Annotated in this window: 26 protein-coding genes; 16 read left to right on the top strand and 10 right to left on the bottom strand. The window is 73.4% G+C overall.

All coding sequences use genetic code 11. The features are described from left to right. Positions 1 to 29: 29 nt before the first annotated feature. From BM237_RS05775 to BM237_RS05765, 3 genes are all read right to left on the bottom strand, one after another. Positions 30 to 1,688, bottom strand: coding sequence for an alkaline phosphatase D family protein (locus tag BM237_RS05775; RefSeq protein ID WP_093848407.1), 1,659 nt, complete (start codon positions 1,686 to 1,688; stop codon positions 30 to 32). A 269-nt stretch (positions 1,689 to 1,957) separates the two neighbouring features. Further along, positions 1,958 to 2,749: a DsbA family protein gene (locus tag BM237_RS05770; RefSeq protein ID WP_093848406.1), complete on the bottom strand. Its 792-nt coding sequence runs from the start codon at positions 2,747 to 2,749 to the stop codon at positions 1,958 to 1,960. 49 nt (positions 2,750 to 2,798) lie between these two features. Further along, complete coding sequence (locus tag BM237_RS05765) at positions 2,799 to 3,491, bottom strand: hypothetical protein (protein WP_175540898.1); 693 nt, start codon at positions 3,489 to 3,491, stop codon at positions 2,799 to 2,801. Between the two features lie 321 nt (positions 3,492 to 3,812). Here BM237_RS05765 and dnaE point away from each other — a divergent pair, with 321 nt between their 5' ends. Further along, positions 3,813 to 7,355: a DNA polymerase III subunit alpha gene (dnaE, locus tag BM237_RS05760; protein ID WP_093848405.1), complete on the top strand. Its 3,543-nt coding sequence runs from the start codon at positions 3,813 to 3,815 to the stop codon at positions 7,353 to 7,355. A gap of 83 nt (positions 7,356 to 7,438) precedes the next feature. Here dnaE and BM237_RS29165 read toward each other — a convergent pair whose 3' ends face one another. Beyond that, positions 7,439 to 7,612: a hypothetical protein gene (locus tag BM237_RS29165; RefSeq protein WP_175540897.1), complete on the bottom strand. Its 174-nt coding sequence runs from the start codon at positions 7,610 to 7,612 to the stop codon at positions 7,439 to 7,441. 344 nt (positions 7,613 to 7,956) lie between these two features. On the opposite strand from BM237_RS29165, the gene BM237_RS29160 reads away from it, so the two are divergent. From BM237_RS29160 to BM237_RS05735, 4 genes are all read left to right on the top strand, one after another. Further along, the gene (locus BM237_RS29160) at positions 7,957 to 9,381 is read left to right on the top strand and encodes an NYN domain-containing protein (RefSeq protein WP_175540896.1); all 1,425 of its coding nucleotides are present in this window, start codon (positions 7,957 to 7,959) and stop codon (positions 9,379 to 9,381) included. Positions 9,382 to 9,411: 30 nt separating this feature from the next. Next, positions 9,412 to 10,449 (top strand): ABC transporter ATP-binding protein, encoded by a 1,038-nt coding sequence (locus tag BM237_RS05745; protein WP_425443654.1) that lies wholly within the window; start codon positions 9,412 to 9,414, stop codon positions 10,447 to 10,449. Next, on the top strand, positions 10,446 to 11,285 hold the full coding sequence (locus BM237_RS05740; RefSeq protein WP_093848404.1) for an ABC transporter permease: 840 nt from the start codon (positions 10,446 to 10,448) through the stop codon (positions 11,283 to 11,285). Before BM237_RS05745 ends, BM237_RS05740 begins: the two co-directional genes overlap by 4 nt. 76 nt (positions 11,286 to 11,361) lie before the next feature. Then, positions 11,362 to 12,051, top strand: coding sequence for a hypothetical protein (locus BM237_RS05735; RefSeq protein WP_425443653.1), 690 nt, complete (start codon positions 11,362 to 11,364; stop codon positions 12,049 to 12,051). A 38-nt stretch (positions 12,052 to 12,089) separates the two neighbouring features. On the opposite strand, the gene ybaK is transcribed toward BM237_RS05735, so the two are convergent. The 3 genes from ybaK to BM237_RS05720 form a co-directional block, all read right to left on the bottom strand. Continuing rightward, positions 12,090 to 12,593: a Cys-tRNA(Pro) deacylase gene (gene ybaK, locus BM237_RS05730; protein WP_093848403.1), complete on the bottom strand. Its 504-nt coding sequence runs from the start codon at positions 12,591 to 12,593 to the stop codon at positions 12,090 to 12,092. Positions 12,594 to 12,669: 76 nt separating this feature from the next. Beyond that, positions 12,670 to 13,470 (bottom strand): LON peptidase substrate-binding domain-containing protein, encoded by an 801-nt coding sequence (locus BM237_RS05725; RefSeq protein WP_093848402.1) that lies wholly within the window; start codon positions 13,468 to 13,470, stop codon positions 12,670 to 12,672. Between the two features lie 92 nt (positions 13,471 to 13,562). Continuing rightward, positions 13,563 to 15,182, bottom strand: coding sequence for an oxidoreductase (locus BM237_RS05720; protein ID WP_093848401.1), 1,620 nt, complete (start codon positions 15,180 to 15,182; stop codon positions 13,563 to 13,565). A 174-nt stretch (positions 15,183 to 15,356) separates the two neighbouring features. On the opposite strand from BM237_RS05720, the gene hisD reads away from it, so the two are divergent. The 8 genes from hisD to hisF all read left to right on the top strand — a co-directional run bounded on the left by hisD (position 15,357) and on the right by hisF (position 21,312). Further along, positions 15,357 to 16,691: a histidinol dehydrogenase gene (gene hisD / locus BM237_RS05715; RefSeq protein WP_093848400.1), complete on the top strand. Its 1,335-nt coding sequence runs from the start codon at positions 15,357 to 15,359 to the stop codon at positions 16,689 to 16,691. Next, the gene (locus BM237_RS05710; RefSeq protein WP_093848399.1) at positions 16,688 to 17,803 is read left to right on the top strand and encodes a histidinol-phosphate transaminase; all 1,116 of its coding nucleotides are present in this window, start codon (positions 16,688 to 16,690) and stop codon (positions 17,801 to 17,803) included. The genes hisD and BM237_RS05710 overlap by 4 nt, the downstream gene beginning before the upstream one ends. Beyond that, a complete protein-coding gene (hisB, locus tag BM237_RS05705) occupies positions 17,800 to 18,390 on the top strand; it encodes an imidazoleglycerol-phosphate dehydratase HisB (protein ID WP_093848398.1) in 591 nt (196 codons plus the stop codon). The genes BM237_RS05710 and hisB overlap by 4 nt, the downstream gene beginning before the upstream one ends. A 112-nt stretch (positions 18,391 to 18,502) precedes the next feature. Next, complete coding sequence (locus BM237_RS29155; RefSeq protein ID WP_165869513.1) at positions 18,503 to 18,667, top strand: hypothetical protein; 165 nt, start codon at positions 18,503 to 18,505, stop codon at positions 18,665 to 18,667. Beyond that, positions 18,664 to 19,305, top strand: a complete 642-nt coding sequence (gene hisH, locus BM237_RS05700; RefSeq protein WP_093848397.1) for an imidazole glycerol phosphate synthase subunit HisH — start codon at positions 18,664 to 18,666, stop codon at positions 19,303 to 19,305. Before BM237_RS29155 ends, hisH begins: the two co-directional genes overlap by 4 nt. A 46-nt stretch (positions 19,306 to 19,351) precedes the next feature. Next, the gene (gene priA, locus BM237_RS05695) at positions 19,352 to 20,083 is read left to right on the top strand and encodes a bifunctional 1-(5-phosphoribosyl)-5-((5-phosphoribosylamino)methylideneamino)imidazole-4-carboxamide isomerase/phosphoribosylanthranilate isomerase PriA (RefSeq protein WP_093848396.1); all 732 of its coding nucleotides are present in this window, start codon (positions 19,352 to 19,354) and stop codon (positions 20,081 to 20,083) included. Between the two features lie 74 nt (positions 20,084 to 20,157). Then, positions 20,158 to 20,541 (top strand): RidA family protein, encoded by a 384-nt coding sequence (locus BM237_RS05690; protein WP_245793426.1) that lies wholly within the window; start codon positions 20,158 to 20,160, stop codon positions 20,539 to 20,541. Beyond that, entirely contained in the window at positions 20,542 to 21,312 is a 771-nt protein-coding gene (hisF, locus tag BM237_RS05685; protein WP_093848394.1) for an imidazole glycerol phosphate synthase subunit HisF, read from the top strand. A 41-nt stretch (positions 21,313 to 21,353) separates the two neighbouring features. Here hisF and BM237_RS05680 read toward each other — a convergent pair whose 3' ends face one another. From BM237_RS05680 to BM237_RS05670, 3 genes are all read right to left on the bottom strand, one after another. Next, positions 21,354 to 22,067, bottom strand: a complete 714-nt coding sequence (locus BM237_RS05680) for an MBL fold metallo-hydrolase (protein ID WP_093848393.1) — start codon at positions 22,065 to 22,067, stop codon at positions 21,354 to 21,356. A gap of 120 nt (positions 22,068 to 22,187) precedes the next feature. Beyond that, positions 22,188 to 22,820: a TIGR03085 family metal-binding protein gene (locus BM237_RS05675; protein ID WP_093848392.1), complete on the bottom strand. Its 633-nt coding sequence runs from the start codon at positions 22,818 to 22,820 to the stop codon at positions 22,188 to 22,190. 51 nt (positions 22,821 to 22,871) lie between these two features. Then, positions 22,872 to 23,717 (bottom strand): hypothetical protein, encoded by an 846-nt coding sequence (locus tag BM237_RS05670; RefSeq protein ID WP_093848391.1) that lies wholly within the window; start codon positions 23,715 to 23,717, stop codon positions 22,872 to 22,874. A gap of 159 nt (positions 23,718 to 23,876) precedes the next feature. Here BM237_RS05670 and hisI point away from each other — a divergent pair, with 159 nt between their 5' ends. The 3 genes from hisI to BM237_RS05655 are packed head-to-tail and all read left to right on the top strand — an operon-like array spanning position 23,877 to position 26,469. After that, positions 23,877 to 24,260: a phosphoribosyl-AMP cyclohydrolase gene (gene hisI, locus BM237_RS05665; RefSeq protein WP_093848390.1), complete on the top strand. Its 384-nt coding sequence runs from the start codon at positions 23,877 to 23,879 to the stop codon at positions 24,258 to 24,260. Continuing rightward, positions 24,257 to 25,804: an anthranilate synthase component I gene (locus tag BM237_RS05660; protein ID WP_093848389.1), complete on the top strand. Its 1,548-nt coding sequence runs from the start codon at positions 24,257 to 24,259 to the stop codon at positions 25,802 to 25,804. The genes hisI and BM237_RS05660 overlap by 4 nt, the downstream gene beginning before the upstream one ends. Continuing rightward, positions 25,801 to 26,469 carry a TIGR02234 family membrane protein gene (locus tag BM237_RS05655; protein ID WP_425443652.1) on the top strand — a complete coding sequence of 223 codons (669 nt, stop codon included), beginning with the start codon at positions 25,801 to 25,803 and terminating at the stop codon, positions 26,467 to 26,469. Before BM237_RS05660 ends, BM237_RS05655 begins: the two co-directional genes overlap by 4 nt. The last annotated feature ends 43 nt before the right edge of the window (positions 26,470 to 26,512 follow it).

The raw sequence follows: 26,512 nt of genomic DNA, 5'->3' as shown, positions 1-26,512 counted from the left end.
GGCCCCGGGGCCTCCCGCACACGGCGGGGTCAGCGCACGGGGTCCTCCGCGCGCTCCACCCGCTGTGTGCCCGAGCGGGTCCGGTAGGAGCGCACATGGACGGCGGACGCCCGCGGGTCGGTCTTGTCCGACAGCGCGTAGTAGTCCATCTGGGTCCGCTCGGAGTCCACGTCGAGGACGCCGTAGCCGTGCGAGTCCATGTCGAGCCATCTGGTGTGCCGGTTGGCGGCGCGTATGGCGGTCTCCGCGACGGAGGAGACGGTGTGCGGCGGCACCCTCAGGATGTCGTCGATGTTGTCGGAGGTGACGGAGGTGACCACGAACTCCGTGGCGACCGGCCGCTGGAGCGGATAGGTCGCGGCCCGCAGGGGCACGTCGTTGGCGAAGGCCATGTGGATGTCGCCGGTGAGGAAGACGGTGTTGCCGATGCCGCGGTCGCGCAGATGCGTCAGCAGCTCGCGGCGGTCGTCGGTGTAGCCGTCCCACTGGTCGACGTTGACGGCCAGGCCCTCGCGGGGCACGCCGAGCAGTTCGGCCAGCGGCCCGAGCAGGTACGCCGGCACGGAGCCGAAGGCCATCGGGGAGATCATCACCGAGGTGCCCACCAGATGCCACCGGGCGCCGGAGGAGGCCAGGGAGGACTTCAGCCAGTCCAGCTGCGCGCGGCCGGTGATGGTGCGGTCGGGGTCGTCCACGTCGCCGCTGCCGATGCCCGCCTGGCGGTCGCGGAAGGAGCGCAGGTCGAGCAGGTGGAGGTCGGCGAGGTCACCGAAGCGCAGCCGCCGGTAGACGGTGCCCTCGACGGAGGGGCGCACGGGCATCCACTCGAAGTACGCCCGGCGCGCGGCTCTGGCGCGCGCCTCCCAGTCGCCCTCCGCGCCGGGGGTGTGGTTCTCCGCACCGCCGGACCAGGCGTCGTTGGCCGTCTCGTGGTCGTCCCAGATCGCGATCACTGGGTGCGCGGCGTGCAGCGACTGGAGATCGGCGTCGCCCTTGTAGTGGGCGTGGCGCTGCCGGTAGTCGGCCAGGGTGACCGTCTCGTGGGCGGGGCGCATCTCGCGGACGACCCCGTCCTTGAGCGGGTACTCGCCCTTGCCGTACTCGTAGATGTAGTCGCCCAGGTGGAGGACGGCGTCCAGGTCGGCACGGGCGGCGAGGTGGCGGTAGGCGGAGAAGAAGCCGCTCTCGTAGTGGGAGCAGGAGACCACCCCGAAGCGGACGCGGTCCGCGGCCGTTCCGTCGGCGGGCGCGGTGCGGGTGCGGCCTGTGGGGGAGAGGACGCCCCCGGCCGAGAAGCGGTAGTGGTACCCGGTGGCCGGGCGCAGCCCGCGCACATCGGCCTTGACGGTGTGGTCGGCCTCCGCGGTGGCGGTGGTGCGGCCGGAGGCGACGACGCGGGTGAAGGCGCGGTCCTCGGCGACCTCCCAGGTGACCTCCACGGGCGCGCCCAGCCCGGAGCCGGGCGTCGCGTCGGGGGTGGGGGTGACCCGGGTCCACAGCAGGACGCCGTCGGGCAGTGGGTCGCCGGAGGCGACGCCGTGGGCGAAGGCCGGGCCGTCCGCGGCCCGGGCGCGCTGCGGGGTGCTCAGCGGCAGCAGCGTGGCGCCGGCGGCGGTCGCGGCGGTGGCCGCGACGACCGTGCGCCGCGTGGGGGCAGGGGTGTGGGATGTGGTGTGGGTGTCGGTCACGGCCGCAGATGTTACGTGCCGGTAGGGCTACGGGACAGGGCGCCGGAAAGAGTTCGCCCACTGGTCGAGCGGTGTTGTCCTGAAAGCGCGGTGAGCCGGACCGGGCCGCGCCCGGTGGCACCGTGCCGGGGCACGCAGCACCGCCGCACCGCCGCACCGCCGTACGGACGGAGCGGCCGCCGGTGCGCCGCCTCTCGCGGCGGACCGGCGGCCCGGTGCGGCCCGGCGCCGGCGGCACCACGACGGGTGCCGCCGGGCTGTCGGCCGACTCACTTGACGCCGAGCTTCTCCAGTTCGGCGGGAAGCTTGCTGACCTCGACGTCCTTGCCGTCGATCCGGACGGTCGGGGTGCCCTGGACGCCGGCCTCGTTGAAGCTGTCGATCATCTCGAGCGCCCACTTGTCGTAGGTGCCCTTCTCGACGGCCGTCTCGAACTCCTTGTTGTCCTTGAGCGCGTCGACGTTCTCGGCGACCTTCAGTAGATAGTCGTTGTCGGCGAACTTGTCCTCGTTCTCCGGCGGGTGGTGCTCGGCCGAGTACAGCAGGGAGTGGTACTCGCTGAACGCCTCGGTGCTCACGTCCAGCGCGGCGCCCAGGGCGCTGGTGGCGTTCTTGGAGCCGTCGCCGCCGAAGTTGCCGTCGATGATGCTGCCGAGGTGGATCTGCAGCTTGTACTTGCCGTCCTCGGCGCCCTTCTTGACCGTCTCGCCCAGGGCCTGCTCGAAGTTGGCGCAGGCGGGGCAGCGCATGTCCTCGTAGACGTCGATCGTCTTCTTGGCGTCCTTGTCGCCGATGAGGACGATCGTGCCGTTCTTCCCGGAGGAGTTGGCCGGCTTCACCAGCTTCTTGTCCGCCGCGTCGGCCCAGGACTTGTCACTGCCGCCGTCGTCCATGTTGGCGACGGCGAAGCCGATGCCGCCCGCGACCGCGAGGATCGCCAGCACCGAGCCGCCGACGATCGCCTGGCGGCGCAGCTTGTCCTTCTTGGCCTGCTTCTCCCGCTCGGCCCGCAGCCGCTCGCGGGCGGCGCGCTTGGCTTCCTGGCTGTTGCGCTTGCTCATGGGGGTGTGTTCTCCGTGTCCGGTACGTGATGGGTGGGGACGGTGGTGCTCAGGCGGCGAGGGCCGCGGAGCACGGAGGTCCGCGCCGTACCACGGAGTGGGTCAGCACAGGGAGCGCGCGGCGCGCGCGGGTGCGGTGGGCGGGGCGCGGCACACGGCCGCAGGACTCGCCGGCCGCGCTCCGGGCGTCCGCGGCCAGCAGCAGCGGCCGGAAGACCGCCGCAGCGGCGGCGCGCAGCAGCCGGGAGAGTGCCGCGTCGCCCCGGTGCAGCCAGGCGGCCGCCGTCAGGCCGACGGCCACATGCGCGGCCAGCAGCAGCCACGGGGCGGCCGGGTGGGCGGCCACGGGCAGCGGGGACGTGTCGGAGGCGGTCATCCGCGCCAGCGGGGTGCCGAAGTCGCCTCCCGCGCACAGCAGGTCCAGGCCGACCGCGCGCAGCGGCCCGGCCACCGGGCCGCCGGCCTGCCCGTAGCAGGCGTGCTGGCCGGTGGTGAAGACGGTGTCGGCGGCCAGCTCCAGCGGCACCAGCAGCGCGGCGATCGCCCGGAAGCCCCGCTCGCGTCCGGCGAGGGCGAAGGCGATCACGAACACCGTCGCGCCGACCGCCAGGAGCGGCGGATACGGCAAGGGGCCGGCCGAGAGCAGCACATGGGCGCCCGCGGACAGCACGAGGCACACAGCGGTGAAGACCGCGGCGCGCACCGCCCGGATGCCTGTGTCGGTGAAGCCGGTCCTGCTCATCGCTGCCGAGTGTGCCACGGGCTCCGCTAAGAAGTGCCTAAAGAGCGTGGGCCGGGTGAGGATCGCAACACGACCGATGCCCGCGGCCGCGGGTGCGGGCGGTGTGACCTGTGTGGCACCGGGGATCTCACGGCGGGGGCGCACGGGATCCCGTGAGGGCTCGCGGGGGGCGCGGCGGCGGCCCGGCGCGGGGCGGCCCGGCGGGGACACGCGGCGGGGCCCGGCGCACCCGCCGGGCGGCGGCTCCCACCGGCCCCGGGACGTAGACTTCGGACCCGTTCAGGGAACCGCCGCACGCCCGCTTGTTGGAGGACATCCGCCGTGGCCAAACCGCCGTTCACACACCTGCACGTACACACGCAGTACTCCCTGCTGGACGGTGCGGCGCGGCTGAAGGACATGTTCGAGGCGTGTCAGGAGATGGGCATGACGCACATCGCCATGACCGACCACGGCAACCTCCACGGGGCCTACGACTTCTTCCAGCACGCCACCAAGGCCGGCGTCACGCCGATCATCGGCATCGAGTCCTACGTCGCCCCGCAGTCGCGGCGGTACAAGCGGCGCGTCCAGTGGGGCCAGCCCCACCAGAAGCGCGACGACGTCTCCGGCTCCGGCGGCTACACTCACAAGACGATCTGGGCCTCGAACAGGGCGGGCCTGCACAACCTCTTCCGGCTCTCCTCGGACGCCTACATGGAGGGCTTCTTCGTCAAGTGGCCCAGGACCGACCGGGAGATGATCGCCGAGTTCTCCGAGGGCCTGATCGCCTCCACCGGCTGCCCCTCGGGCGAGGTGCAGACCAGGCTGCGGCTCGGCCAGTTCGACGAGGCGCTCAAGGCCGCCTCCGACTACCAGGACATCTTCGGCAAGGACCGCTACTTCCTGGAGCTGATGGACCACGGCATCGACATCGAGCGCCAGGTCCGCGACGGGCTGCTGGAGATCGGCAGGAAGCTGGGCATCCCCCCGCTGGTCACCAACGACAGCCACTACACCTACTCCCACGAGGCCGAGGCGCACGACGCGCTGCTGTGCATCCAGACCGGCAAGAACCTCTCCGACCCCGACCGCTTCCGGTTCAACGGCGCCGGCTACTACCTGAAGTCCACGGAGGAGATGTACGCCATCGACTCCTCCGACGCCTGGCAGGAGGGCTGCCGCAACACCCTCCTGGTCGCCGAGCAGATCGACACCGACGGGTGGTTCGAGAAGCGGGACCTGATGCCCCGCTTCCCCGTGCCCGAGGGCCACACCGAGGAGTCCTGGTTCCGTGAGGAGGTCCGCCGGGGCATGGCCCGCCGGTACTCCGGCAACGTCCCCGAGGACCGGCAGCAGCAGGCCGACTACGAGATGGACGTCATCGTCCAGATGGGGTTCCCCGGCTACTTCCTGGTCGTCGCCGACTTCATCATGTGGGCCAAGAACAACGGCATCGCCGTCGGCCCCGGCCGAGGCTCCGCGGCCGGCTCGATCGTGGCGTACGCCATGGGCATCACCGACCTCGACCCGATCGAGCACGGGCTGATCTTCGAGCGGTTCCTCAACCCCGAACGCGTCTCCATGCCCGACGTCGACATCGACTTCGACGAGCGCAGGCGCGGTGAGGTCATCCGCTACGTGACCGAGAAGTACGGCGCCGACAAGGTCGCCCAGATCGGCACCTACGGCACCATCAAGGCGAAGGCCGCGATCAAGGACTCCGCCCGGGTGCTGGGCTACCCGTACGCGATGGGCGACCGCATCACCAAGGCGATGCCCGCCGACGTCCTGGGCAAGGGCATCCCCCTGTCGGGCATCACCGACCCCAAGCACCCCCGCTACAACGAGGCGGGCGAGATCCGGGGGATGTACGAGAACGAGCCGGACGTGAAGAAGGTCATCGACGCCGCGCGCGGCATCGAGGGCCTGGTGCGGCAGATGGGCGTGCACGCCGCGGGCGTGATCATGTCGAGCGAGCCGCTGATCGACCACGTGCCGGTCTTCAGCCCCAAGAACGACGGCGCGGTGGTCACCCAGTGGGACTACCCCACCTGCGAGTCGCTCGGCTTGCTGAAGATGGACTTCCTGGGCCTGCGCAACCTCACGATCATGGACGACGCCGTCAAGCTGGTGAAGGCCAACAAGGGCGTCGACATCACCCTGCTCGACCTCACACTGGACGACCCCAAGACCTTCGAGCTGCTCCAGCGCGGCGACACCCTGGGCGTCTTCCAGTTCGACGGCGGCCCCATGCGCTCCCTGCTGCGCATGATGAAGCCCGACAACTTCGAGGACATCTCCGCGGTCTCGGCCCTGTACCGGCCCGGCCCGATGGGCATGAACTCCCACATCAACTACGCGCTGCGCAAGAACGGGCAGCAGGAGATCACCCCGATCCACCCGGAGCTGGAGGAGCCTCTCAAGGAGGTCCTCGACATCACCTACGGCCTGATCGTCTACCAGGAGCAGGTGCAAAAAGCCGCCCAGGTGCTCGCCGGGTACAGCCTCGGACAGGCCGACCTGCTGCGCCGGGCGATGGGCAAGAAGAAGAAGGAGGTCCTGGACGCCGAGTTCGTCAACTTCCAGAAGGGCGCCCGGGAGAAGGGCTACTCCGACGAGGCCATCCAGGCCGTGTGGGACGTGCTGGTGCCCTTCGCCGGATACGCCTTCAACAAGGCGCACTCCTCGGCGTACGGACTGGTCTCCTACTGGACGGCCTACCTCAAGGCGAACTACCCGGCCGAGTACATGGCCGCCCTGCTGACCTCGGTGCGCGACGACAAGGACAAGTCGGCGGTCTACCTCAACGAGTGCCGCCGCATGGGCATCAAGGTGCTGCCGCCGGACGTCAACGAGTCCGAGGCGAACTTCACCCCGCGCGGCGACGACACGATCGTCTTCGGGCTGACGGCCGTGCGCAACGTCGGCCAGAACGTGGTGGACTCCATCGTCGCCTGCCGCAGGGCCAAGGGGAGGTACACCTCCTTCCCCGACTTCCTCGACAAGGTCGACGCGGTGGTGTGCAACAAGCGCACCGTCGAGTCGCTGATCAAGGCCGGCGCCTTCGACGAGCTGGGCCACACCCGCAAGGGCCTGACCGCGCACTTCGAGACCATGATCGACAACGTGGTGCAGGTCAAGCGGAAGGAGGCCGAGGGACAGTTCGACCTCTTCGGCGGGATGGGGGAGGAGTCCTCCGACAGCGGCCCCGGCTTCGGCATGGACGTGGAGTTCTCCCCCGAGGAGTGGGACAAGAGCTACCTGCTCGCCCAGGAGCGGGAGATGCTCGGTCTCTACGTCTCCGACCACCCGCTGTTCGGGCTCGAACACGTACTGTCCGACAAGACGGACGCGGCGATCTCCCAGCTCACCGGCGGTGACTTCTCCGACGGCTCGATCGTCACCATCGGCGGGATCATCTCCGGCCTCCAGCGGAAGATGACCAAGCAGGGCAACGCCTGGGCGATCGCCACCGTGGAGGACCTGGCGGGCTCGATCGACTGCATGTTCTTCCCCGCCACCTACCAGCTCGTCTCCACCCAGCTCGTGGAGGACGCGGTGGTCTTCGTCAAGGGGCGCCTGGACAAGCGCGAGGACATCCCCCGGCTGGTCGCCATGGAGCTGATGGTCCCCGACCTGTCGGACGCCGCCTCCGACGCGCCCGTCACCATCACCATCCCCACGGTCAAGGTCACCCCGCCGCTGGTGGAGAAGCTGGGGGAGGTGCTCACCCACCACCGCGGCTCCACCGAGGTGCGGGTCAGACTCCAGGGCGGCCGCAAGACGACGGTGCTGCGCCTGGACCGGCACCGGGTCACCGCCGACCCCGCGCTCTTCGGCGACCTCAAGGCGCTGCTCGGCCCCTCCTGCCTGGCCGGCTGAGGCGGGCCGCAAACGCGACGGGACGCCCCGGTCCTTGCCGGGGCGCCCCGTGCGGTGACCGCCGCCGTGCGCGGCGGCCGGTGTCAGTTGTGGCCGAAGCGCCTGCGGTGCTTGCGTGCCACGTCGGCGGGGGTGCCCGGTGCGGCCGGCTGTGTCCGCGCCATCCGCTCGGCGGTGGTCCTCGACTGCTCCTGCGTCTCCTCGGCGGTGGTGCGCCCGCCGCGCCGCTCACGAGCTTCCTTCTTGTGCTTGCCCATGGTCGCCTCCTGTGCGGATCCCAAAACGATGGGCCGCGCCCAGCGTCGCACGCGTCCGCACAGCGCGCATGTCGGGCGACAGCCCTCGGTAGCCGCCCCTTTTCGGTGGGAGAGCGGTGGGAGAGCAGTCGGAAAGCGGTCGGAAAGCGGTGCCTCCCGCACGGTGGACACCGCCTCCCGCCACGCCGAAGATCGAGCCGGAGCCCATAAGCCCTGTACGGTCGGGCAGACTCGAAACAGACTCGAAGGAGCGGGGCCGGGGCGAACGCGCCGCGGCCGCGTCAGACGTCACCGGCCCCGGCGGCCGTACCGGTCGTGCCGGTCGTACCGAGAGTGGGTGGAGCGTGGACCGCTGCGTCGTCCTGGTGGACGCCGGATACCTTCTGGGCGCCGCCGCGAGCCTCCTGGCGGGCGAGCCCGCGCGCTCCCGGATCACCGTGGACCACTCCGTGCTCATCCAGGGGCTGCGCGAGCGCGCCGAGCTGGACACCGGCTGCCGGCTGCTGCGCATCTACTGGTTCGACGGCGCCCCCGACCGGGTGCCCCAGCCCGAACACCGGCGGCTGCGGGTGATGCCGCGTGTGACGGTACGGCTCGGTGCCCTCACCCGCAGCGAGGGGCGGTGGGCGCAGAAGGGCGTGGACGCCGCCATGCACGCCGAGCTGACGGAGCTGGCCCGCAACCGCGCCTGCTCCGACATCGTGCTGGTCACCGGGGACGGCGACCTGCTGCCCGGGCTGATGTCCGCCAAGGAGCACGGCGTGGCCGTCCACCTGTGGGCGGTCCAGGCGGCCGACGGCGACTACAACCAGTCCGAGGACCTGGTGGCCGAGGCCGACGAGCGGCGCGTTCTGGACCGCGCCTGGATCACCCGCGCCGTACGGGCCAGGGACCTGACCGGGGTCTGCCCGCCCCAGCAGCCCGAGATCGCCGCCATCCTCTCCGCCCCGCTGCCCGAGCCCGCCCCCTCCGGCGGGAGCGGCCCGGCCACCGCCTCCGGCGGTACGGGCGTCCCCGCGCCGGACACCGCGGGCACGGCACCCGCGGTGGACACCGCAGGTGCCGGGAGCGGTGCCGCTCCGGTCCCGGCACCGGCCCCGGCCCCCGGCGGGAACGGTGTCGCGGCCCCCGTCGCCGGGGAGTTCGGCGAGAAGACGGCCCGGGAGCCCGCCGAGGGGCTCGCCGCCGGCCCCGGGGACGGCCTCGCGGAAGACCTCGGGGAAGGGCTCGCGGGAGGGGAGGGGCGGGCCGCCGACACCGGCCACGGCCGGGGCGTGCCCACCCCCAAGGACCTCGCCGGGCTCGGCAGGCCCGCCGCGCACCCCCACAACGCCTCCTCCGCGCCCGCCGGCGCCACCCTGCGCTGGTCCTCCGACAAGGGCTGGATCGACCGGGGCGCCGCCCCCGAGTCCACCGAGGCCGCCGCCCTGCCGATGCTGGCCCAGCTCACCACCGCCGAGCAGCGCTGGGCCGACCGCGAGGAGGACATCACCACCGTCAGCGGCGACCCCTTCGAGGTCGGCCAGGTCTTCGCCCGCCGCTGGATCGAGCGGCTGGGGTCCACCGCCCGTCTGAGGACGCTGTCGGGGGAGTACCCCCGCATCCCGCACCGCATCGACGGCGAGCTGCTGCGCTACGCCGCCCGCTTCGGCCTGCTGGCGCACAAGGACGACCAGATCGACGAGCAGGACCGCTACGCGATCCGCGCGGGCTTCTGGCGCGAGGTCGACGCCCGCACCGCGGGCGAACGCGCCCCCGCCGCGGAGTGAGTCCGCGCCGGGCGCGTACCCTCGTAGCTCGTGAGTACGGGCACTGGGCAGGCGGTGGGCGACGCGGTGGACAGCGTGGAGACGCCGGCGGAGACCGCCGTACGCGTCCACGACCTGGTCAAGACCTACCCCGCCCGGCGCGGCCGCCGCGGCGCCCCCGCCACCGCCGCCGTACGGGCCAGCGACAACGTCAGCCTGACCGTCCGGCGGGGCGAGGTCTTCGGCCTGCTCGGCCCGAACGGCGCCGGGAAGACCACCCTGGTGCGGCAGCTCACCGGGCTGCTGCGCCCCGACTCCGGGCGCGTCGACGTCCTCGGCCACGATCTGGTCCGTCATCCGCGGCGGGCCGCGCGGCTGCTGGCCTACCTCGGCCAGGAGTCCACCGCGCTGGACGAGCTGACCGTGGCACTGGCCGCCGAGACCACCGGGCGGCTGCGCGGTCTGGACGCGGCGGCCGCGCGGCGGGAGAGCGGCGAGGTCCTGGAGGAACTGGGGCTCGGCACGATCGCCTCACGCCCCCTGAAACGGCTCTCCGGCGGCCAGCGGCGGCTGGCCTGTGTGGCGGCGGCGCTGGTGGGGGAGCGGCCCCTGCTGGTGCTGGACGAGCCGACCACCGGCATGGACCCCGTCGCGCGGCGCGCGGTGTGGGCGGCGGTCGACCGGCGGCGGGCCGAGCGCGGGGCCACGGTGGTCCTGGTGACCCACAACGTCATCGAGGCCGAGCTGGTGCTGGACCGGGTCGCGGTGATGGACCGCGGCCGGGCGGTCGCCTGCGGCACCCCGGCCGGCCTGAAGTCCATGGTCGGCGAGGACGTACGGCTGGAGCTGGTGTGGCGCGACCGGCCGCCGCTGGAGGTCCCCGAGGTCGCGGCGCTGTGCCCGGACGCCGCGGAGACGGGCCGCCGCTGGACGCTGCGGCTGCCCCCCGAGGAGGCGCGCGCGGCGGTCGCCGCCGTCACCGGCGGCCCGGCGTTCGCCGCGCTGGACGACTTCACCCTCGCCACGCCGAGTCTGGAGGACGTCTACCTGGCACTGGGAGGACACACGGAAGGTCTGGTGAAGGCGTGAGCACGGCCGTGGCGAGGACCCGGCGGGAGGCCCCGGGAGCCGCCGGAACCCGCGAGGAGGCGGAAGGGGCGAAGGCCGCCCCGCTCGCCCCGGGCGCGAGACTGTGGCCCGCCCTGGGCGCCGTCTACCGGGCGCAGCTCTCCAGGGCCCGGGTGGCCCGCATCCCGCTGCTGTTCGTGGCGACCTTCCAGTCGGTCGGGATCATGGTCCTGATGCGCGGGGTCGTCGACGGCGGCCCCGGACAGGAGGCGCGGGCGGTGGTGGCCGGCTCCAGCGTGCTGGTGGTCGCCTTCGTCGCGCTCAACCTCCTCGCCCAGTACTTCGGCCAGCTGCGCGCCTCCGGGGGCCTGGACCACTACGCCACCCTGCCGGTGCCGCCCGCCGCGGTGGTGCTGGGCACGGCGGGCGCGTACGCCTCCTTCACGGCGCCCGGCACGGCGGTCACCGCGGTGGCCGGCTGCCTGCTCTACGGGCTTCCGCTGGACGGACTGTGGCTGCTGGCGGCGGTGGTGCCGCTGGCCGGAGCGGCGCTCGCCGGACTCGGCGCGGCTCTCGGCCTGCTCGCGCCCCGCCAGGAACTCGCCACGCTCTGCGGACAGCTGGGGATGTCGGCGGCCCTGCTGCTGGGCGTGCTCCCGGCCGGAGGTCTGCCGGAACCGGTCCGGCTGCTGCGGGACCTGCTGCCCTCGACGTACGGCGTGGAGGCGTTGGCCGCCGTCCTCGGGCCCCGGCCGCACTGGGACCGGGTGGTCCTCGACCTGGGAGTGTGCGCCGCCGTCGGAGCCGTGGCACTGGCCGCCGCCGCCTGGGCGTACCGCCGGGCCGCGGTGCGCTGACCGCCGCCCGGGCCGGGTGATCGCCGTGTGCGGTACCGCCCGGCGGGCCGGGGGCCGGACCTGGCACGATGGCAGGGTGACCGCACCGACGCCTCCTTCCCCGGACCACGGCTCGTCCCAGTCGCCCCCGCCCTACGACCCGTGGGTGAGCGCCCCGCGCGGCAAGGACCCCGGCGAGAACCCTGTGGAGGGCGGGGACGGCGGCGCCCCGGCCGGACGGGAGGTCCTCGAAGCCGCGGCGGTGGCGGTGGCCGTGGCGGTCCTGGGAGTGGCGCTCGGGCTGCTGTGGTTGTGGCTGGCCCCCAGGGTTCCGCTGATCTCGGACGGCACGGCCGTCTACCTCAAGAACTCCGAGGGCGAGGAGACGGTCGGCGCCGACGGCACGTTCGTCCTGCTGGCCCTGGGCGTCGGCGCGCTGAGCGGGGCCGCGGTCTTCCTCGCCCGGCGCCGCGGCGGCGTTGGCGTGGTGATCGGCCTGGCGGCCGGCGCGCTGGCCGGCTCGCTGCTGGCCTGGTGGCTGGGCGTGCAGCTCGGCCCGGACCAGGACGTGGTCGCCCAGGCCGGGGCCGTGGGCGAGGGCAGGGTCTTCGACGCCCCGCTGGAGCTCCACGCCAAGGGGGCGCTGCTGGCGTGGCCGCTGGCCGCGCTGGGGGTCCATCTGGCGCTCACATCCCTGTTCGGCCCCCGGGACCCCGAGCCGGCACACCCGCTCCACCCCGGGTGGGGGCCGCCGCCGGGCGGCGCGGAGGACCGGCCGGGAGCGTAAGGCCCCTGCCCCCGGCGGCCGGTGCGGTTCCGGAACGGCTACCGGGAGCGGGCGATCGGCGCCGTCACCGCTCCTGTGAGCTTCACCAGGTCGGCGGGGGCCAGCTCGATCTCCAGCCCCCGGCGCCCGGCCGAGACGCAGACGGTGGGGCGCCCCTCGGCCGAGGCGTCCACCACCGTCGGCAGCGCCCTGCGCTGGCCCAGCGGGGAGATCCCGCCGCGCACATAGCCCGTGGCGCGCTCGGCGGCGGCCGGGTCCGCCATCGCGGCCCGCTTGCCGCCGGCCGCCGCGGCCAGCGCCTTGAGGTCCAGCGAGCCGGAGACGGGGACGACCGCCACGGTCAGCGTGCCGTCGACATCCGCGACGAGCGTCTTGAACACCTGCTCCGGGTCGAGCCCGAGGGCCTCGGCGGCCTCCTCCCCGTAGGAGGCGACGGCCGGATCGTGCTCGTAGGAGTGGAGGGCGAAGTCCACGCCCGCCCTCGTGGCGGCCACCGTCGCCGGGGTGCCCCCGGAACCCGTCTTCTGCTTCTTCCTGGCCATTCTCGCCGTGCCTCGCGTCGGTCGGTACTGGTGTGCGGTCGCCGTTCCCCGGCGGCGCGCCGGTTTCCGGGCGGCGTCAGTTCGGGCTGGTCGGTACGCGGGTGAGGTCCGCCGCGGGAACGGACGGGAGCCTGCCGATCAGCGCCGTCTCGCGCCTGAGGATCCTCAGCTCCTCGGCCAGCCGGGTGGCGGTGTCCGGAGCCTGCAGGAGCCGCTGCCTGGTCGGAGTGTCCAGGACGGTGGCGGCGGCCACCAGGTACGACACCACCGACGGCTCGTCCGGCAGCTCCTGGCCGCCGGCCAGGGTCCTCTCCCGTGCGCCGGCGAGCTGCTTCTGGTAGGCGCGGAAGGCCCGCAGCACGCCGGAGGCGAGCGCACCCGCCCCCTCGCCGCCGTCCTCCGCCAGCTCCTCGACCTCGCCGACCAGATACGGTCCCGAGGCGTCGACGGACAACAGCCGGAAGCGGGTGGTGCCGGTGGCGAGCACCTCGTAGCCGCCCCCGTTCCCGCCGGCCCGATCCCCGTCGTCGTCCCCGTCCTCGCCGGCCTCCTCGCCGTCGCCTGAGCGCTCACGGATGGACGTGGCGTCGGCGACGCAGCCCACCGTGTGGAAGGCGCGCATCGGGTCGGGGCCGAAGCCCGCGGCCGGCCCGGCGGCGGCCTGCGCCGTGGGGTCCGGCATCCCGACCGCGGTGGGAGCGACCTCCCGGCCGTCCCGGATGGCGACCACCCCGAAGCGGCGCGGTGCGTTCTCGGGGATCTCCAGCAGGTCGCGCATGAGGGCGCGGTACCGCTGCTCGAAGATGTTCAGCGGCAGCACCAGCCCCGGGAACAGCACGGTGTTGAGGGGGAAGATCGGTAGGCGCGTGGTGGTCACAGCCGCAGCCTACGGCCTCCCCGCGGCGGGGCGCCCCGTCCCCCGCCACCCGCCCGCCGCACGCGCCCGCCGCGTCCGGCCGCCTGGCGCGCTCACTGACGCCTCAGCAGCCGGGTGGCCCCGGCCGCGACCGTGGTGGCCAGCACCCAGCCGAGCATGATCAGAGCCGCGGCCGTCCACTGATAGGCCCCCGCGGGCTTCCAGTGGCTGTCCTGCCCCAGGTTGATCACCGGCAGCAGCAGGTCCAGGACGTACAGCGGGGCGTTCCAGTGCGGCGACTCCCCCGGTTTGAGCGGGGCCGGCGGCCGCCGGGCGAACAGCACCGCGCCCGAGGCCCACAGCACCGCCATCCACAGGGCGGCCTGGCCCGGCCGGTAGCCGTAGGCGACCGTCCAGTCCTGCAGGTAGCCCCACAGCTTGGCGGCCAGCGGCAGCGTCTCACGGCGGCGGCGCTGCTTGGCCAGCAGCACCGCGCGCGCGTCCGCGTCCTCCCCGCTGTTGCGCATCACCGCCGCGAGCTGCTCGTACGGCTCCGGGGCGTACTCCGGTGTCGCCGTCTCCAGCCACCGCAGCCGCTGGGCGAGGGTGAAACGGCCGCGCGGGATCAGGTTCTGGTAGGTGAACCCGGCCATCCACAGCCCCTCGCCCACCGGCCAGCTCTCCACTCTGTCCACCAGGTTGTCCACGGTCGCCCCGGCGAGCACCACCCGGCCGCCGCCCGGCCGCTCGGGGGTGAAGCACAGCTCCGGGGTCTGGACGCGGCGCAGCGACAGCTCCTGGTCGCGCCGGAGGTCGAAGCGGGCGTCGTCCAGCACCAGTGAGTCCCCGAACTTCCCGTCGTCCAGCTTCACCCCGCCGGTGCACTCGAAGCGCTTGACGCGCCGCACCATGTGGCTGTGCTCGTCCGGAGGAGGCCAGGAGGTGCCGCCCGGCGGAGTGGTGCCGTGGACGACCGGCAGCCGGCGTGGCCCGGAGGAGGCGAAGTGGGCGAAGTGCTCCACGGTCATCTGCGGCGCGTACAGCGCGTACTGTCCGCTGCCGCCGCGCAGGACGCTGCCGTACATGAACAGCGAGCCGCCGATCTCCGCACCGCGCAGGCCCACCTCCCCCTGGGCGAACATCAGGCTGGCCTGGAGGTCCTGGGCGACCTGGATCCCGTCGGCGGAAAGCGACCGCACGCGCTCCCCGCAGCCGACCGTCATCTCGTTGAGCATCAGGTCCGTGCCTATGGAGGCGTCGGTGAGCCGGACGCCGCCGGGGATGGTGCAGCGCGGCAGGTGGAGATCGCCCTCGGTGCTCATCCGGGCGGCCTCCAGCCTGGGTATATGGCAGTCGATCATGCGGGCGGTGACCAGCCGGCACTCGTGCAGCAGCACCTCCTGCTCGAAACGGCACTGCCGGAACTCGAAGTACGGCTCGACCGTCCCGCCGGACAGGTCCAGCTTCCCCGTCACATACACACCGGTCAGCTGCAGGGACGTGACACGCCCGAGCAGCGGCGGCGGACCGTGCAGCAGGAGCAGGGCGACGACGCGGGCCCGCACCGTCCGCTGCGGCCCCCACTCGTGGTCGCCGTTCGGGTCGTCCAGCTCCGCCTCGCCCGAGCGCAGATCGTGCTCGCTGCCGTTGCGGAAGGCCTGCCACATGCCCCACTCCGCGGTGGTCAGCCGGATACCGGGCGGCGGATCCCCGTTGTTCGGAACATCACTCACGACGTGTCCCCCAAGTCACAGATGGCACTGCGTGACGGTCAAGACGCTATCGGTCAGCACTGACATCTGAATGCCCTCTCCAGGCCCACCCGTACCGCGTATCACGCACTGATACGGAGCGCCGGGCACCGGATCGCGTCTGAGACACTGGGACACGTGCTTCGATCCGTATCCATGACCCGACTCGACCTGCGCGGACGCGACCTCGCCGCCGCCGGGGTCGAGCGGGAGCTGCTGCCCCGAGCCGAACTCGACGTCGAGGCCGCCCTGGAGAAGGTGCGGCCGATCTGCGACGCGGTGCACCATCGCGGCACGGCCGCGGTGATCGAGTACAACGAGCGCTTCGACGGCGTGCGGCTGGAGCGCGTACGGGTTCCGGCCGAGGCACTGGACAAGGCGCTGGCCGAGCTCGACCCGGCGGTGCGGGCGGCGCTGGAGGAGTCCATCCGCCGCGCCCGGATCGTCCACCGCGACCAGCGGCGCACCGACTCCAACGTCCGCGTCGTCCCCGGCGGCACCGTCACCGAGCGGTGGGTGCCGGTCGAGCGGGTGGGCCTGTACGTGCCCGGCGGCCGGGCCGTCTACCCGTCGTCCGTGGTGATGAACGTCGTGCCCGCGCAGGAGGCCGAGGTCGGTTCGCTGGCCGTCGCCTCGCCGCCGCAGAAAGGCGTCCCCGGACACTGGGCGGCCGGGCTGCCGCACCCCACGATCCTGGCCGCCTGCGCCCTGCTGGGCGTCGACGAGGTGTACGCCGCCGGCGGCGCCCAGGCGATCGCGATGTTCGCCTACGGCACCGAGGAGTGCGCGCCCGTCCAGCTGGTCACCGGCCCCGGCAACATCTGGGTCGCCGCGGCCAAGCGCCTGCTCAAGGGCCGCATCGGCATCGACTCCGAGGCCGGCCCCACCGAGATCGCCATCCTCGCCGACGACACCGCCGACGCCCGCCACGTCGCCGCCGACCTGATCAGCCAGGCCGAGCACGACACCCTGGCCGCCGCCGTCCTGGTCACCCCCTCCGAGGCGCTGGCCGACGCCGTCGACGCCGAGCTGACCAGTCAGGTGGCCTCCACCAGGCATCAGGAGCGCATCGCCGAGGCGCTGGCCGGGAGGCAGTCCGGCACCATCCTGGTGGACGACCTGGACCAGGGCCTGGCGGTGGTGGACGCCTACGCCGCCGAGCACCTGGAGATCCAGACCGAGGACGCCGCCGCCGTCGCCGCCCGGGTCCGCAACGCGGGCGCGGTCTTCGTCGGCCCCTGGGCCCCGGTCTCGCTGGGCGACTACTGCGCCGGCTCCAACCACGTACTGCCCACCGGCGGCTGCGCCTGCCACTCCTCCGGGCTGTCCGTGCAGTCCTTCCTGCGCGGCATCCACGTCGTGGACTACACCCGCGACGCGCTGGCCGACGTGGCCCACCACGTGGTCACCCTGGCGGAGGCCGAGGACCTGCCCGCGCACGGGGCGGCCCTCAAGGCGAGGTTCGACTGGAAGGTGCCCCAGGGAAAGTGACCGGCATCGACGACCTGCCCATCCGGGACGAACTGCGTGGCAAGTCCCCCTACGGGGCGCCGCAGCTGGACGTGCCCGTACGGCTGAACACCAACGAGAACCCCCACCCGCTGCCCGAGGCGCTGGTGGCCCGCATCGCCGAGCGCGTCGCCGAGGCCGCCCGCGAGCTCAACCGCTACCCCGACCGCGACGCGGTGGAGCTGCGCGGCGAGCTGGCCCGCTACCTGACCCGCACCGCCGGGCACGAGGTCACCGCGGAGAACGTCTGGGCCGCCAACGGCTCCAACGAGGTGCTCCAGCAGCTCCTCCAGGCCTTCGGCGGCCCGGGGCGCACCGCGATCGGCTTCGAGCCCTCGTACTCGATGCACGCCCTGATCGCCCGCGGCACCGGCACCGGCTGGATCTCCGGGCCGCGCAACGACGACTTCACCATCGACGTGGAGGCGGCGAAGGCGGTCATCGCCGAGCGCCGGCCGCACGTGGTCTTCGTCTGCTCGCCCAACAACCCCACCGGCACGGCCGTCGACGCCGAGACCGTGCTGGCCCTGTACGACGCAGCCCAGGCCGCCCGGCCCGCCATGGTGATCGTCGACGAGGCCTACGGCGAGTTCAGCCACCGGCCCTCGCTGCTGCCGCTGATCGACGGCCGCCCGGGCCTGGTGGTCTCGCGCACCATGTCCAAGGCGTTCGGCGCCGCCGGGCTGCGGCTGGGCTACCTCGCCGCCCACCCGGCCGTCGTCGACGCCGTCCAGCTGGTACGCCTGCCCTACCACCTGTCCGCCGTCACCCAGGCCACCGCGCTCGCCGCGCTGGAACACACCGACACACTCCTCGGTTATGTCCGGCAGCTCAAGGACGAGCGGGACCGGCTGGTGGCCGAGCTGCGGGCGATGGGCTGCGAGGTCACCGACTCCGACGCCAACTTCGTGCAGTTCGGGAACTTCGACGGCCCCGGCGGCGCCCACGCGGTGTGGCAGGCGCTGCTGGAGCGGGGCGTGCTGGTCCGGGACAACGGAGTGCCGGGCCGGCTGCGGGTCACCGCCGGCACCCCGGCCGAGAACGACGCGTTCCTCGACGCGGTACGCGCAGTACTGAAGGAGAACAACCGATGAGCCGTGTGGGTCGCGTCGAGCGCACCACCAAGGAGACCTCCGTCATCGTCGAGATCGACCTCGACGGCACCGGGAAGGTCGACGTGTCGACCGGAGTCGGCTTCTACGACCACATGCTCGACCAGCTCGGCCGCCACGGGCTGTTCGACCTCAGGGTCAAGACCGAGGGCGACCTGCACATCGACAGCCACCACACCATCGAGGACAGCTCGCTGGCGCTCGGCGCCGCCTTCCGGCAGGCGCTGGGCGACAAGCGCGGCATCGTCCGCTTCGGACAAGCCTCGGTGCCGCTGGACGAGTCCCTCGCCCAGGTGACCGTGGACCTGTCGGGACGGCCGTACCTGGTCCACAGCGAGCCGGAGAACATGGCGCCGATGATCGGCAGCTACGACACCACGATGACCCGGCACATCCTGGAGTCCTTCGTCGCCCAGGCACAGATCGCCCTGCACGTCCACGTCCCCTACGGGCGCAACGCGCACCACATCGTGGAGTGCCAGTTCAAGGCGCTGGCCCGCGCGCTGCGCCACGCCGGCGAGATCGACCCGCGCCAGACGGGCATCCCCTCCACCAAGGGCGCCCTGTGAGCCGGTGGCACCTCCCGGCGGTAGCCGGGGGCGCACGCGCGGCTGCCGGGCCGCGGTCGGTCGTGATGCCCGCGTTGTGCCGCGCGGGCGGAGAAGCTCACGGAGGGACGCTGTGAACGGTGTCTCCATTCTGCTGATCTTCGTGGGGCTCTTCCTGCTCGGCGGCGCCATCTCCTTCTGGAAGCAGCGGATGCCCAAAGGGGTCGTCACCCTGCTCGGCATCGGCGCCGCCCTGTCCCTGATCGCCGGAATCCTGCGCCTGGAGGTGTGGTCATGACCGAGAGGAAGAAGGTCGTCGTCTTCGACTACGGCTTCGGCAACGTGCGTTCGGCCGAACGCGCCCTGGCCCGGGCCGGCGCGGAGGTGGAGATCACCGGCGACTACGACACCGCGATGAACGCCGACGGGCTGCTCGTGCCCGGCGTCGGCGCCTTCGCCGCCTGCATGACGGGGCTGCGCAAGGCCCGCGGCGACTGGGTCGTCGAGCGCCGGCTCGCCGGCGGGCGCCCGGTGATGGGCATCTGCGTCGGCATGCAGATCCTGTTCGGCCGGGGCATCGAGCACGGCGTCGAGGCCGAGGGCCTGGACGAGTGGCCCGGCACGGTCGGCCCGCTCAAGGCGGACGTCGTACCGCACATGGGCTGGAACACCGTCGAGGCGCCCGGGGACTCCAGGCTGTTCGCGGGCCTGCCCGCCGAGGCCCGCTACTACTTCGTGCACTCCTACGCCGTGCACGACTGGGAGCTTCGGACCACCAACCCCGCCATGGCCGCCCCCAGGGTCACCTGGGCCACCCACGGCGAGCGGTTCGTCGCGGCCGTGGAGAACGGCCCGCTGTGGGCCACCCAGTTCCACCCCGAGAAGTCCGGCGACGCCGGCGCGCAGCTGCTGACCAACTGGATCAGCACCCTCTAGCCCCACCCGCCACCACCGATCCCCAGGACCTTAGGACCGCCAGCTGATGAGCACCCACCGTCTCGAACTCCTCCCCGCCGTCGACGTCCGCGACGGACAGGCCGTCCGCCTCGTCCACGGCGAGTCCGGCACCGAGACCTCCTACGGCGACCCGCTGGAGGCCGCCCTGGCCTGGCAGCGGGCGGGGGCGCAGTGGCTGCATCTGGTGGATCTGGACGCCGCGTTCGGCACCGGCGACAACCGCGAGCGGATCGCCGAGGTCGTCCGCACCATGGACATCAGGGTCGAGCTCTCCGGCGGCATCCGCGACGACGCCTCCCTGGCCGCCGCGCTGGCCACCGGCTGCACCCGGGTGAACCTGGGCACCGCCGCGCTGGAGAGCCCCGAGTGGGTCGCCAAGGTGATCGCCGAGCACGGCGACAGGATCGCCGTCGGCCTCGACGTGCGCGGCACCACCCTGCGAGGGCGCGGCTGGACCCGCGACGGCGGCGACCTCTACGAGACGCTGGAGCGCCTGAACTCCGAGGGCTGCGCCCGCTACGTCGTCACCGACATCGCCAAGGACGGCACCCTCAAGGGCCCCAACCTCCAGCTGCTGAAGGACGTCTGCGCCGCCACCGACCGCCCGGTCGTCGCCTCCGGCGGCGTCTCCTCCCTTGACGACCTGCGCGCGATCGCCACCCTGGTACCCGAGGGCGTCGAGGGAGCCATCGTGGGCAAGGCCCTCTACGCCAAGGCGTTCACCCTGGAAGAGGCCCTGGAGGCAGTGTCCCGATGACGGAGTCCGCGGCGGTGGGACGGGAAAGCGACGTTGACGGGGAGGCGGCCGGAGACGGCCGGCGGCTCCGGCGCGTGCGCAGCGACAGCCCCTGGGAGGAGACCATCGGCTTCGCCCGGGCCGTCGAGATCGGCGACCGGATCCTCGTCGCGGGCACGATGCCCCTGGTCGACGGGACGATCCAGGGCGAGGGCGACCCGTATGTCCAGGCCCGGACCGCCTTCGAGCGCGCCGTGGCGGCTCTGGAGCCGTTCGGTCTGGACGTCCGGTCCGTCGTCCGCACCCGCATGTACATAACCCACGCGCGCGACGTGGAGGACGTGGGCCGCGCCCACCGTGAGGTCTTCGGCTCCGTCCGCCCCGTCGCGACGCTCGTGGTCGTCTCCGGCTTCGTCGACTCGCGCGTACTGGTCGAGGTGGAGATCGAAGCCTTCCGCACCCCGAAGGAGCACGCCTAAGTGTCCCTGGCCGTACGAGTCATCCCCTGCCTGGACGTGGACGGCGGCCGGGTCGTCAAGGGGGTCAACTTCCAGAACCTGCGCGACGCCGGCGACCCGGTCGAGATGGCCAAGGTGTACGACGCGGAGGGCGCCGACGAGCTGACCTTCCTCGACATCACCGCCTCCTCCGGCGACCGCGAGACCACCTACGACGTGGTGCGCCGCACCGCCGAGCAGGTCTTCATCCCGCTGACGGTGGGCGGCGGCGTGCGCACCACCGAGGACGTGGACAGACTGCTGCGCGCGGGTGCCGACAAGGTGGGCGTCAACACCGCCGCCATCGCCCGCCCGGAGCTGATCCGGGAGATCTCCGAGCGCTTCGGCAGCCAGGTGCTGGTGCTGTCGGTGGACGCCCGCCGCTGCCCGGAGGGGACGGTGACGCCGTCCGGTTTCGAGGTCACCACGCACGGCGGCCGGCGCGGCACCGGCATCGACGCGGTCCAGTGGGCGCACCGGGCCGCCGAGCTGGGGGCCGGGGAGATCCTGCTCAACTCCATGGACGCCGACGGCACCAAGGACGGCTACGACATCGCCATGGTCGGTGCCGTCCGCAAGCACGTCACCATCCCCGTCATCGCCTCCGGCGGAGCGGGGAAGCTCGCCGACTTCGCCCCGGCGGTGGAGGCGGGCGCGGACGCGGTACTGGCCGCGAGCGTCTTCCACTTCGGTGATCTGCGCATCGGACAGGTCAAGAACGCCCTGCGCGAGGCCGGGCACCCGGTGCGCTGACCCGGCGGCCCGGCAGGCCGGCGGCCTGGCGGGCCGCCGGGTCAGACGCCGCCACGGACCGCGGCCCGCGCGGCCCCGCGCAGGGCCGCGCCCGCCTCCCGGGGGATCGGGTCGCCGTGCCCGAAGCAGGCGGTCTCCGTCTCCAGGGCGGCCAGCCGGTGGAACGACTCCAGTGCGCGGGCACGGTCGAGGTTGAACACTCCCAGTATGGTGCGGCCCTCCACGTTCGCGATCGCGTCCCCCGTGAACAGCACCCCATGTGCGGGCAGGTGGAGCGCGATGCTGCCGTCGGTGTGACCGGGCGCGGCCACGACCCGCGCCCCGCCGCCGAAGTCGACCATGTCGCCGTCGGCCAGCTCGCGGTCGACCCGGCACGGCGGGGCCGGGGGCAGCGGGGGCAGGCTCTCGTACAGCTCGCGCTCCCAGCCGGGCGCGTCGGTGAAGTCCGGCGGCGGACCGGGCGCCTCGCCCCGGACGACCGGCGCGTCCAGCCGGTGCGCCATGACGGTCGCGCCGGTCAGTTCGGCGAGTTCGGCGGCGCCTCCGGCGTGGTCCTCGTGGAAGTGGGTCAGGATGATGCGGTCGATGTCCTCCGGCTCGTGGCCCAGTTCCCGGACGGCCTCGGCGCCGGCGGCCCCGGAACCGGCGGTCCCGGTGTCCACCAGGGTCAGTGAACCGGGATCGCGCCACAGATACGCCTGGCCGACGGCGAAGGCGAACATGTGCAGTCCGGGCAGTACCCGGGTGGTCTCCATGACGCGCATCCGAACACGCGGACCGCCGCGCCGTGCCGAGCCGCGCCGTCGGCTCGACCGGAAGAGAGCCTTTCGGGGGACCCGGGGACCCGGGGACTCGGGGGCCCGGGTCCCCGGGCGTCAGAGGCCGAGCTTCGCCTCGCGTACGCGCGCCACGGACTTCTCGTCGCCCTCCAGCTCCACCCGTGCCGAGTCCTGCCGGCCGGAGACGAAGAGGAGCAGCTCACCGGGCTCGCCGGTGACGGTGACCACCGGGGCGCCCTTGCGGGCCACCGCCACCTGGCCGTTGGGGCGGCGCAGCACCAGGCCGACCGGGCACCGGCGGCCGTAGGCGCGGGCGGTGGTCTCCAGCCGCCGCCACAGGGCGTCGGCGAGCACCGGGTCGATCTCGCGCGGCGTCCAGTCCGGCCGGGCCCGCCGGACGTCCTCACCGTGGACGAAGAACTCCACGGTATTGGCCGCCTCGTCGACCTGCTTGAGGGAGAAGGGCGACATCCGCGGCGGCCCGGTGCGGAGGAGCTGGATCAGCTCCTCGTACGGCTTGGCCGCGAACTCCTGCTGCACACGCTCCAGCCGGGGCTGCAGTGCCTTGACCAGTATCCCGCCGGCGGCGTCCGCGCGGCGCTCGCGCACCACGACGTGAGCCGCCAGTTCCCTGGTCCGCCACCCCTCGCACAGGGTGGGCGCCTCGGGTCCGTAGGTCTCCAACAGATCGGCGAGCAGAAGGCGTTCGCGCCGGGCGTGGGTCGACATACGGCCACCCTACGGCCGTGTGCCGACCCACGCCACGCACCGCGCCCGGGGTCAGCCCGGCAGCGGCGCGTCCAGATCCGGGCCGTCCACCTTGTTGCTGAGCGTCAGGGAGCAGGTGACCTGGTCCTCACCGCGCTCGTAGGTCAGGAGCGTCGGATAGATGGCGTAGTAGTAGTAGGTCCTGTCCTGCGGCATTCGGGCCAGCCGCTTCTTCACGTCCGCCCTGCACAGCGACATGACCTCCTTCTGCAGCTCCGCCTGGGTGTCGAAGTCGCCGGTGATCGTCTCGTTGGCTATCACCTCGCCGTCGTGGGGCTCGTCGCAGGGCCGCTCCTCGACGTCGGTGACATCGCTGCTCAGCGACGGGTGGTCGAAGCAGGTGCCCGGGTCGAGCACCACGTACAGCACGAGGTCGCTGGGCATCGCCGTCACGTCGGGCGTGGGCGCGCCGGTGGTCGGAGCCTCCGTCGGCTCCTCGCTCACCTCGGGCGAGGCGGAGGAGGGCTCGGGGGAGGGCGGGTCGCTGGGCGTGACGCCCGGCTTCGCCCGGTGGTCCTCACCGCTTCCGCCGTCGGCGGCCAGCAGCACGCCTCCGACGATCAGCCCCGCGACGACCACCGCGGCGATGATGATCGCGGCGATCTTCCCGCCGTTGCCCCCGCCGCCTCCGCCCGGCGGGGGCGGGTAGGGGCCGGGCGCGCCGGGACCGCCGGGGTAGCCGTACCCGCCGGGCCCGCCCGGGGCCCCGGGCGGGCCGGGAGGACCTCCCGGGGTCGGATAGCCGTAACCGCCCGCGGGCGGACCGGGCTGCTCGGGCGGACCGAAGCCCTGCGGCGGACCGAAACCGCCGCCTGGACCGGGGTTGTGCGCGCCGCCACGCGGCGGTGGATAGCTCATGCCGGAAGGATGCCGTACCGCACGGACATGCCAAGTCCCGGGTGGGTCACAACCCTGCCACAGGGCCGTATGGCCCTGCGGCGCGTACCGCGGACCCCGCCCGTCCCGGTCCTCGGGCGGGGTTCGCGGCGGGTGCCGCGGCGACGGCACAATGACCCCATGCCCCGATCCCCACTCGACCCCGCCGTCGCCGCCCGCCTCAAGCGCAACGCCGACGGCCTGGTGCCCGCCATCGCCCAGCAGTACGACACCGGTGAGGTGCTGATGCTCGGCTGGATGGACGACGAGGCCCTGCACCGCACCCTCACCACCGGCCGCTGCACCTACTGGAGCCGCAGCCGCGGCGAGTACTGGGCCAAGGGCGACACCTCCGGGCACGTCCAGCACGTGAAGTCCGTGGCCCTGGACTGCGACGGGGACACCGTGCTGGTGAAGGTCGACCAGGTGGGAGCCGCCTGCCACACCGGGGACCGCACCTGCTTCGACGCCGGTGAACTGCCGCTGGGCGGCCCCGCGGCGGCGCGGGAGGGGAGCCCGGCATGACCGCCCAGGCCACTTCCCGGACCACCTCCCACGGCACCTGCCCGGACCTGGAGACCTTCCGCACGCTGGCCAGGGACCGCCGCGTCATCCCGGTCACCCGGCGCCTGCTCGCCGACGGCGACACCCCCATCGCGCTGTACCGCAAACTCGCGGCCGAGCGCCCCGGCACCTTCCTGCTGGAGTCCGCGGAGAACGGGCGCACCTGGTCGCGCTACTCCTTCGTCGGCGTGCGCACCTCCGCCACCCTCACCGTCCGCGACGGGCGGGCGCACTGGCTGGGCGCCCCGCCGGTCGGCGTCCCCGCCGACGGGGATCCGCTGGAGGTCCTGCGCGCCACCGTCGAGGCCCTGCACACCCCCCGCGACCTGCACCGCGACGCCGACCTGCCGCCCTTCACCGGCGGCATGGTCGGCTACCTGGGCTACGACGTCGTGCGGCGTCTGGAGCGCATCGGCGACAGCGCCCGCGACGATCTGGGGCTGCCCGAGCTGACCATGATGCTCACCTCCGACCTCGCGGTGCTCGACCACCGCGACGGCACGGTGCTGCTGATCGCCAACGCCATCAACCACAACGACCTCGACACCGGAGTGGACGAGGCCCACGCCGACGCCGTGCGCCGTCTGGACGCCATGGCCGCCGACCTCGCCCGGCCCGCGCCCGCCATGGCCGCCCCGCTGCCGGCGCCCGAGCTGCCCGAGTACGCGGCCCTGTGGGGCGGGGCGGCCTACCGGGAGGCGGTGGAGGAGATCAAGGAACGCATCCGCGCGGGCGAGGCGTTCCAGGTGGTGCCCTCGCAGCGCTTCCAGACGCCCTGCCCGGCGAGCGCGCTGGACGTCTACCGCGTGCTGCGCGCCACCAACCCCAGCCCGTACATGTACCTGCTGCGCCTGGACGGCTTCGACGTCGTCGGATCCAGCCCCGAGGCCCTGGTGAAGGTCGAGGACGGGCACGCGATGATGCACCCCATCGCCGGGACCCGCCCGCGCGGCGCGACCCCGCAGGAGGACGCGGCCCTGGCCGAGGAGCTGCTGGCCGACTCCAAGGAGCGCGCCGAGCACCTGATGCTCGTCGACCTGGGCCGCAACGACCTGGGCCGGGTCTGCGAGCCCGGCAGCGTCGAGGTCGTGGACTTCATGTCCATCGAGCGCTACAGCCATGTGATGCACATCGTCTCCACGGTCACCGGACGGCTGGCGGAGGGCCGTACCGCCTTCGACGCGCTCACCGCCTGCTTCCCGGCCGGCACCCTCTCCGGCGCGCCCAAACCGCGTGCGATGCAGATCATCGAGGAGCTGGAGCCGACCCGGCGCGGCCTGTACGGCGGCTGCGTGGGCTATCTGGACTTCGCCGGCGATGCCGACACCGCCATCGCCATCCGCACCGCGCTGCTGCGCGACGGGACGGCGTACGTCCAGGCGGGCGCCGGGGTCGTGGCCGACTCCGACCCCGCGGCGGAGGACACCGAGTGCCGCAACAAGGCCGCGGCGGTGCTCAGGGCGGTGCACACCGCCGGGCGGCTCGGCGGTAGCGTGGTGGAGTGATTTCCCCGCACACGCCCCCTTCCTCCCCCGAGCCCGCCCCCCGTTCCGGGGACTCCCCGGGAGCGCGTCGCGCGCTCGGCGCCGCGCTGACCGCCGGCGCGCTGGGCGCCGCCGCGGTGCTCGTGGCCGCCGGGCAGGTCTGGGGCGAGGGCACCGCCGTCCTGGCCCGCGGCGAGGTGCCCATCCGGGTCGAGGGCGGCGAGGTGACCGGGCTGCCCAGTGCCCTGGCGCTGGTCGGCCTCGCCGCGCTGGTCGCCGTCTTCGCCGTACGCCGTGCCGGCCGCGCGCTGGTCGCCGCGCTGCTGGCGCTGTGCGGTGCGGGCACCGTCGCCGCCGCCCTCCTGGGCGCGGGCGACCGGAGCGCGCTGGAGGCGAAGGCGGCCGAGGCCAGCGGGCTGACCCGGGGCGCGGTCGAGGCCGTCTCCTTCGGCCCGTGGCCCCATGTCGCCGCCCTGGGCGGCGCCGGGCTGCTGGCCGCCGGGCTGCTGGCCCTGCGCCACGGGAGCCGCTGGCCCGCGATGTCGGGCCGCCACGAGCGCGCGGGCGGCGCCCGGCCGGCCGCGCGCCGCCGGGCGGCCCCCGATCCGGACCGCCCCGAGGAGCTGTGGAAGGCCCTGGACCGCGGAGAGGACCCCACCACCGGGAGCGGCGGAAACCGCTCCTGACACAATGGCTGGTGAGCGAGCCCAGATCGGACCTACGAGGAGC

This window comes from Streptomyces mangrovi (genome assembly GCF_900114215.1).
GTDB lineage: Bacteria > Actinomycetota > Actinomycetes > Streptomycetales > Streptomycetaceae > Streptomyces > Streptomyces barkulensis.
This window is presented reverse-complemented; position numbering and strand designations above follow the sequence as displayed.

Excerpts from the sequence above, each read along its gene's own strand:
- BM237_RS29165 (WP_175540897.1), bottom strand. The coding sequence starts at position 7,612 with ATGGGCAAGCACAAGAAGGAAGCTCGTGAGCGGCGCGGCGGGCGCACC.
- hisB (WP_093848398.1), top strand. The coding sequence starts at position 17,800 with ATGAGCCGTGTGGGTCGCGTCGAGCGCACCACCAAGGAGACCTCCGTC.
- BM237_RS05660 (WP_093848389.1), top strand. The coding sequence starts at position 24,257 with ATGACCGCCCAGGCCACTTCCCGGACCACCTCCCACGGCACCTGCCCG.
- BM237_RS05680 (WP_093848393.1), bottom strand. The coding sequence starts at position 22,067 with ATGGAGACCACCCGGGTACTGCCCGGACTGCACATGTTCGCCTTCGCC.
- hisH (WP_093848397.1), top strand. The coding sequence starts at position 18,664 with ATGACCGAGAGGAAGAAGGTCGTCGTCTTCGACTACGGCTTCGGCAAC.
- hisI (WP_093848390.1), top strand. The coding sequence starts at position 23,877 with ATGCCCCGATCCCCACTCGACCCCGCCGTCGCCGCCCGCCTCAAGCGC.
- BM237_RS05670 (WP_093848391.1), bottom strand. The coding sequence starts at position 23,717 with ATGAGCTATCCACCGCCGCGTGGCGGCGCGCACAACCCCGGTCCAGGC.
- BM237_RS05770 (WP_093848406.1), bottom strand. The coding sequence starts at position 2,749 with ATGAGCAAGCGCAACAGCCAGGAAGCCAAGCGCGCCGCCCGCGAGCGG.
- hisD (WP_093848400.1), top strand. The coding sequence starts at position 15,357 with ATGACCCGACTCGACCTGCGCGGACGCGACCTCGCCGCCGCCGGGGTC.
- ybaK (WP_093848403.1), bottom strand. The coding sequence starts at position 12,593 with ATGGCCAGGAAGAAGCAGAAGACGGGTTCCGGGGGCACCCCGGCGACG.
- BM237_RS05765 (WP_175540898.1), bottom strand. The coding sequence starts at position 3,491 with ATGAGCAGGACCGGCTTCACCGACACAGGCATCCGGGCGGTGCGCGCC.
- priA (WP_093848396.1), top strand. The coding sequence starts at position 19,352 with ATGAGCACCCACCGTCTCGAACTCCTCCCCGCCGTCGACGTCCGCGAC.
- BM237_RS05675 (WP_093848392.1), bottom strand. The coding sequence starts at position 22,820 with ATGTCGACCCACGCCCGGCGCGAACGCCTTCTGCTCGCCGATCTGTTG.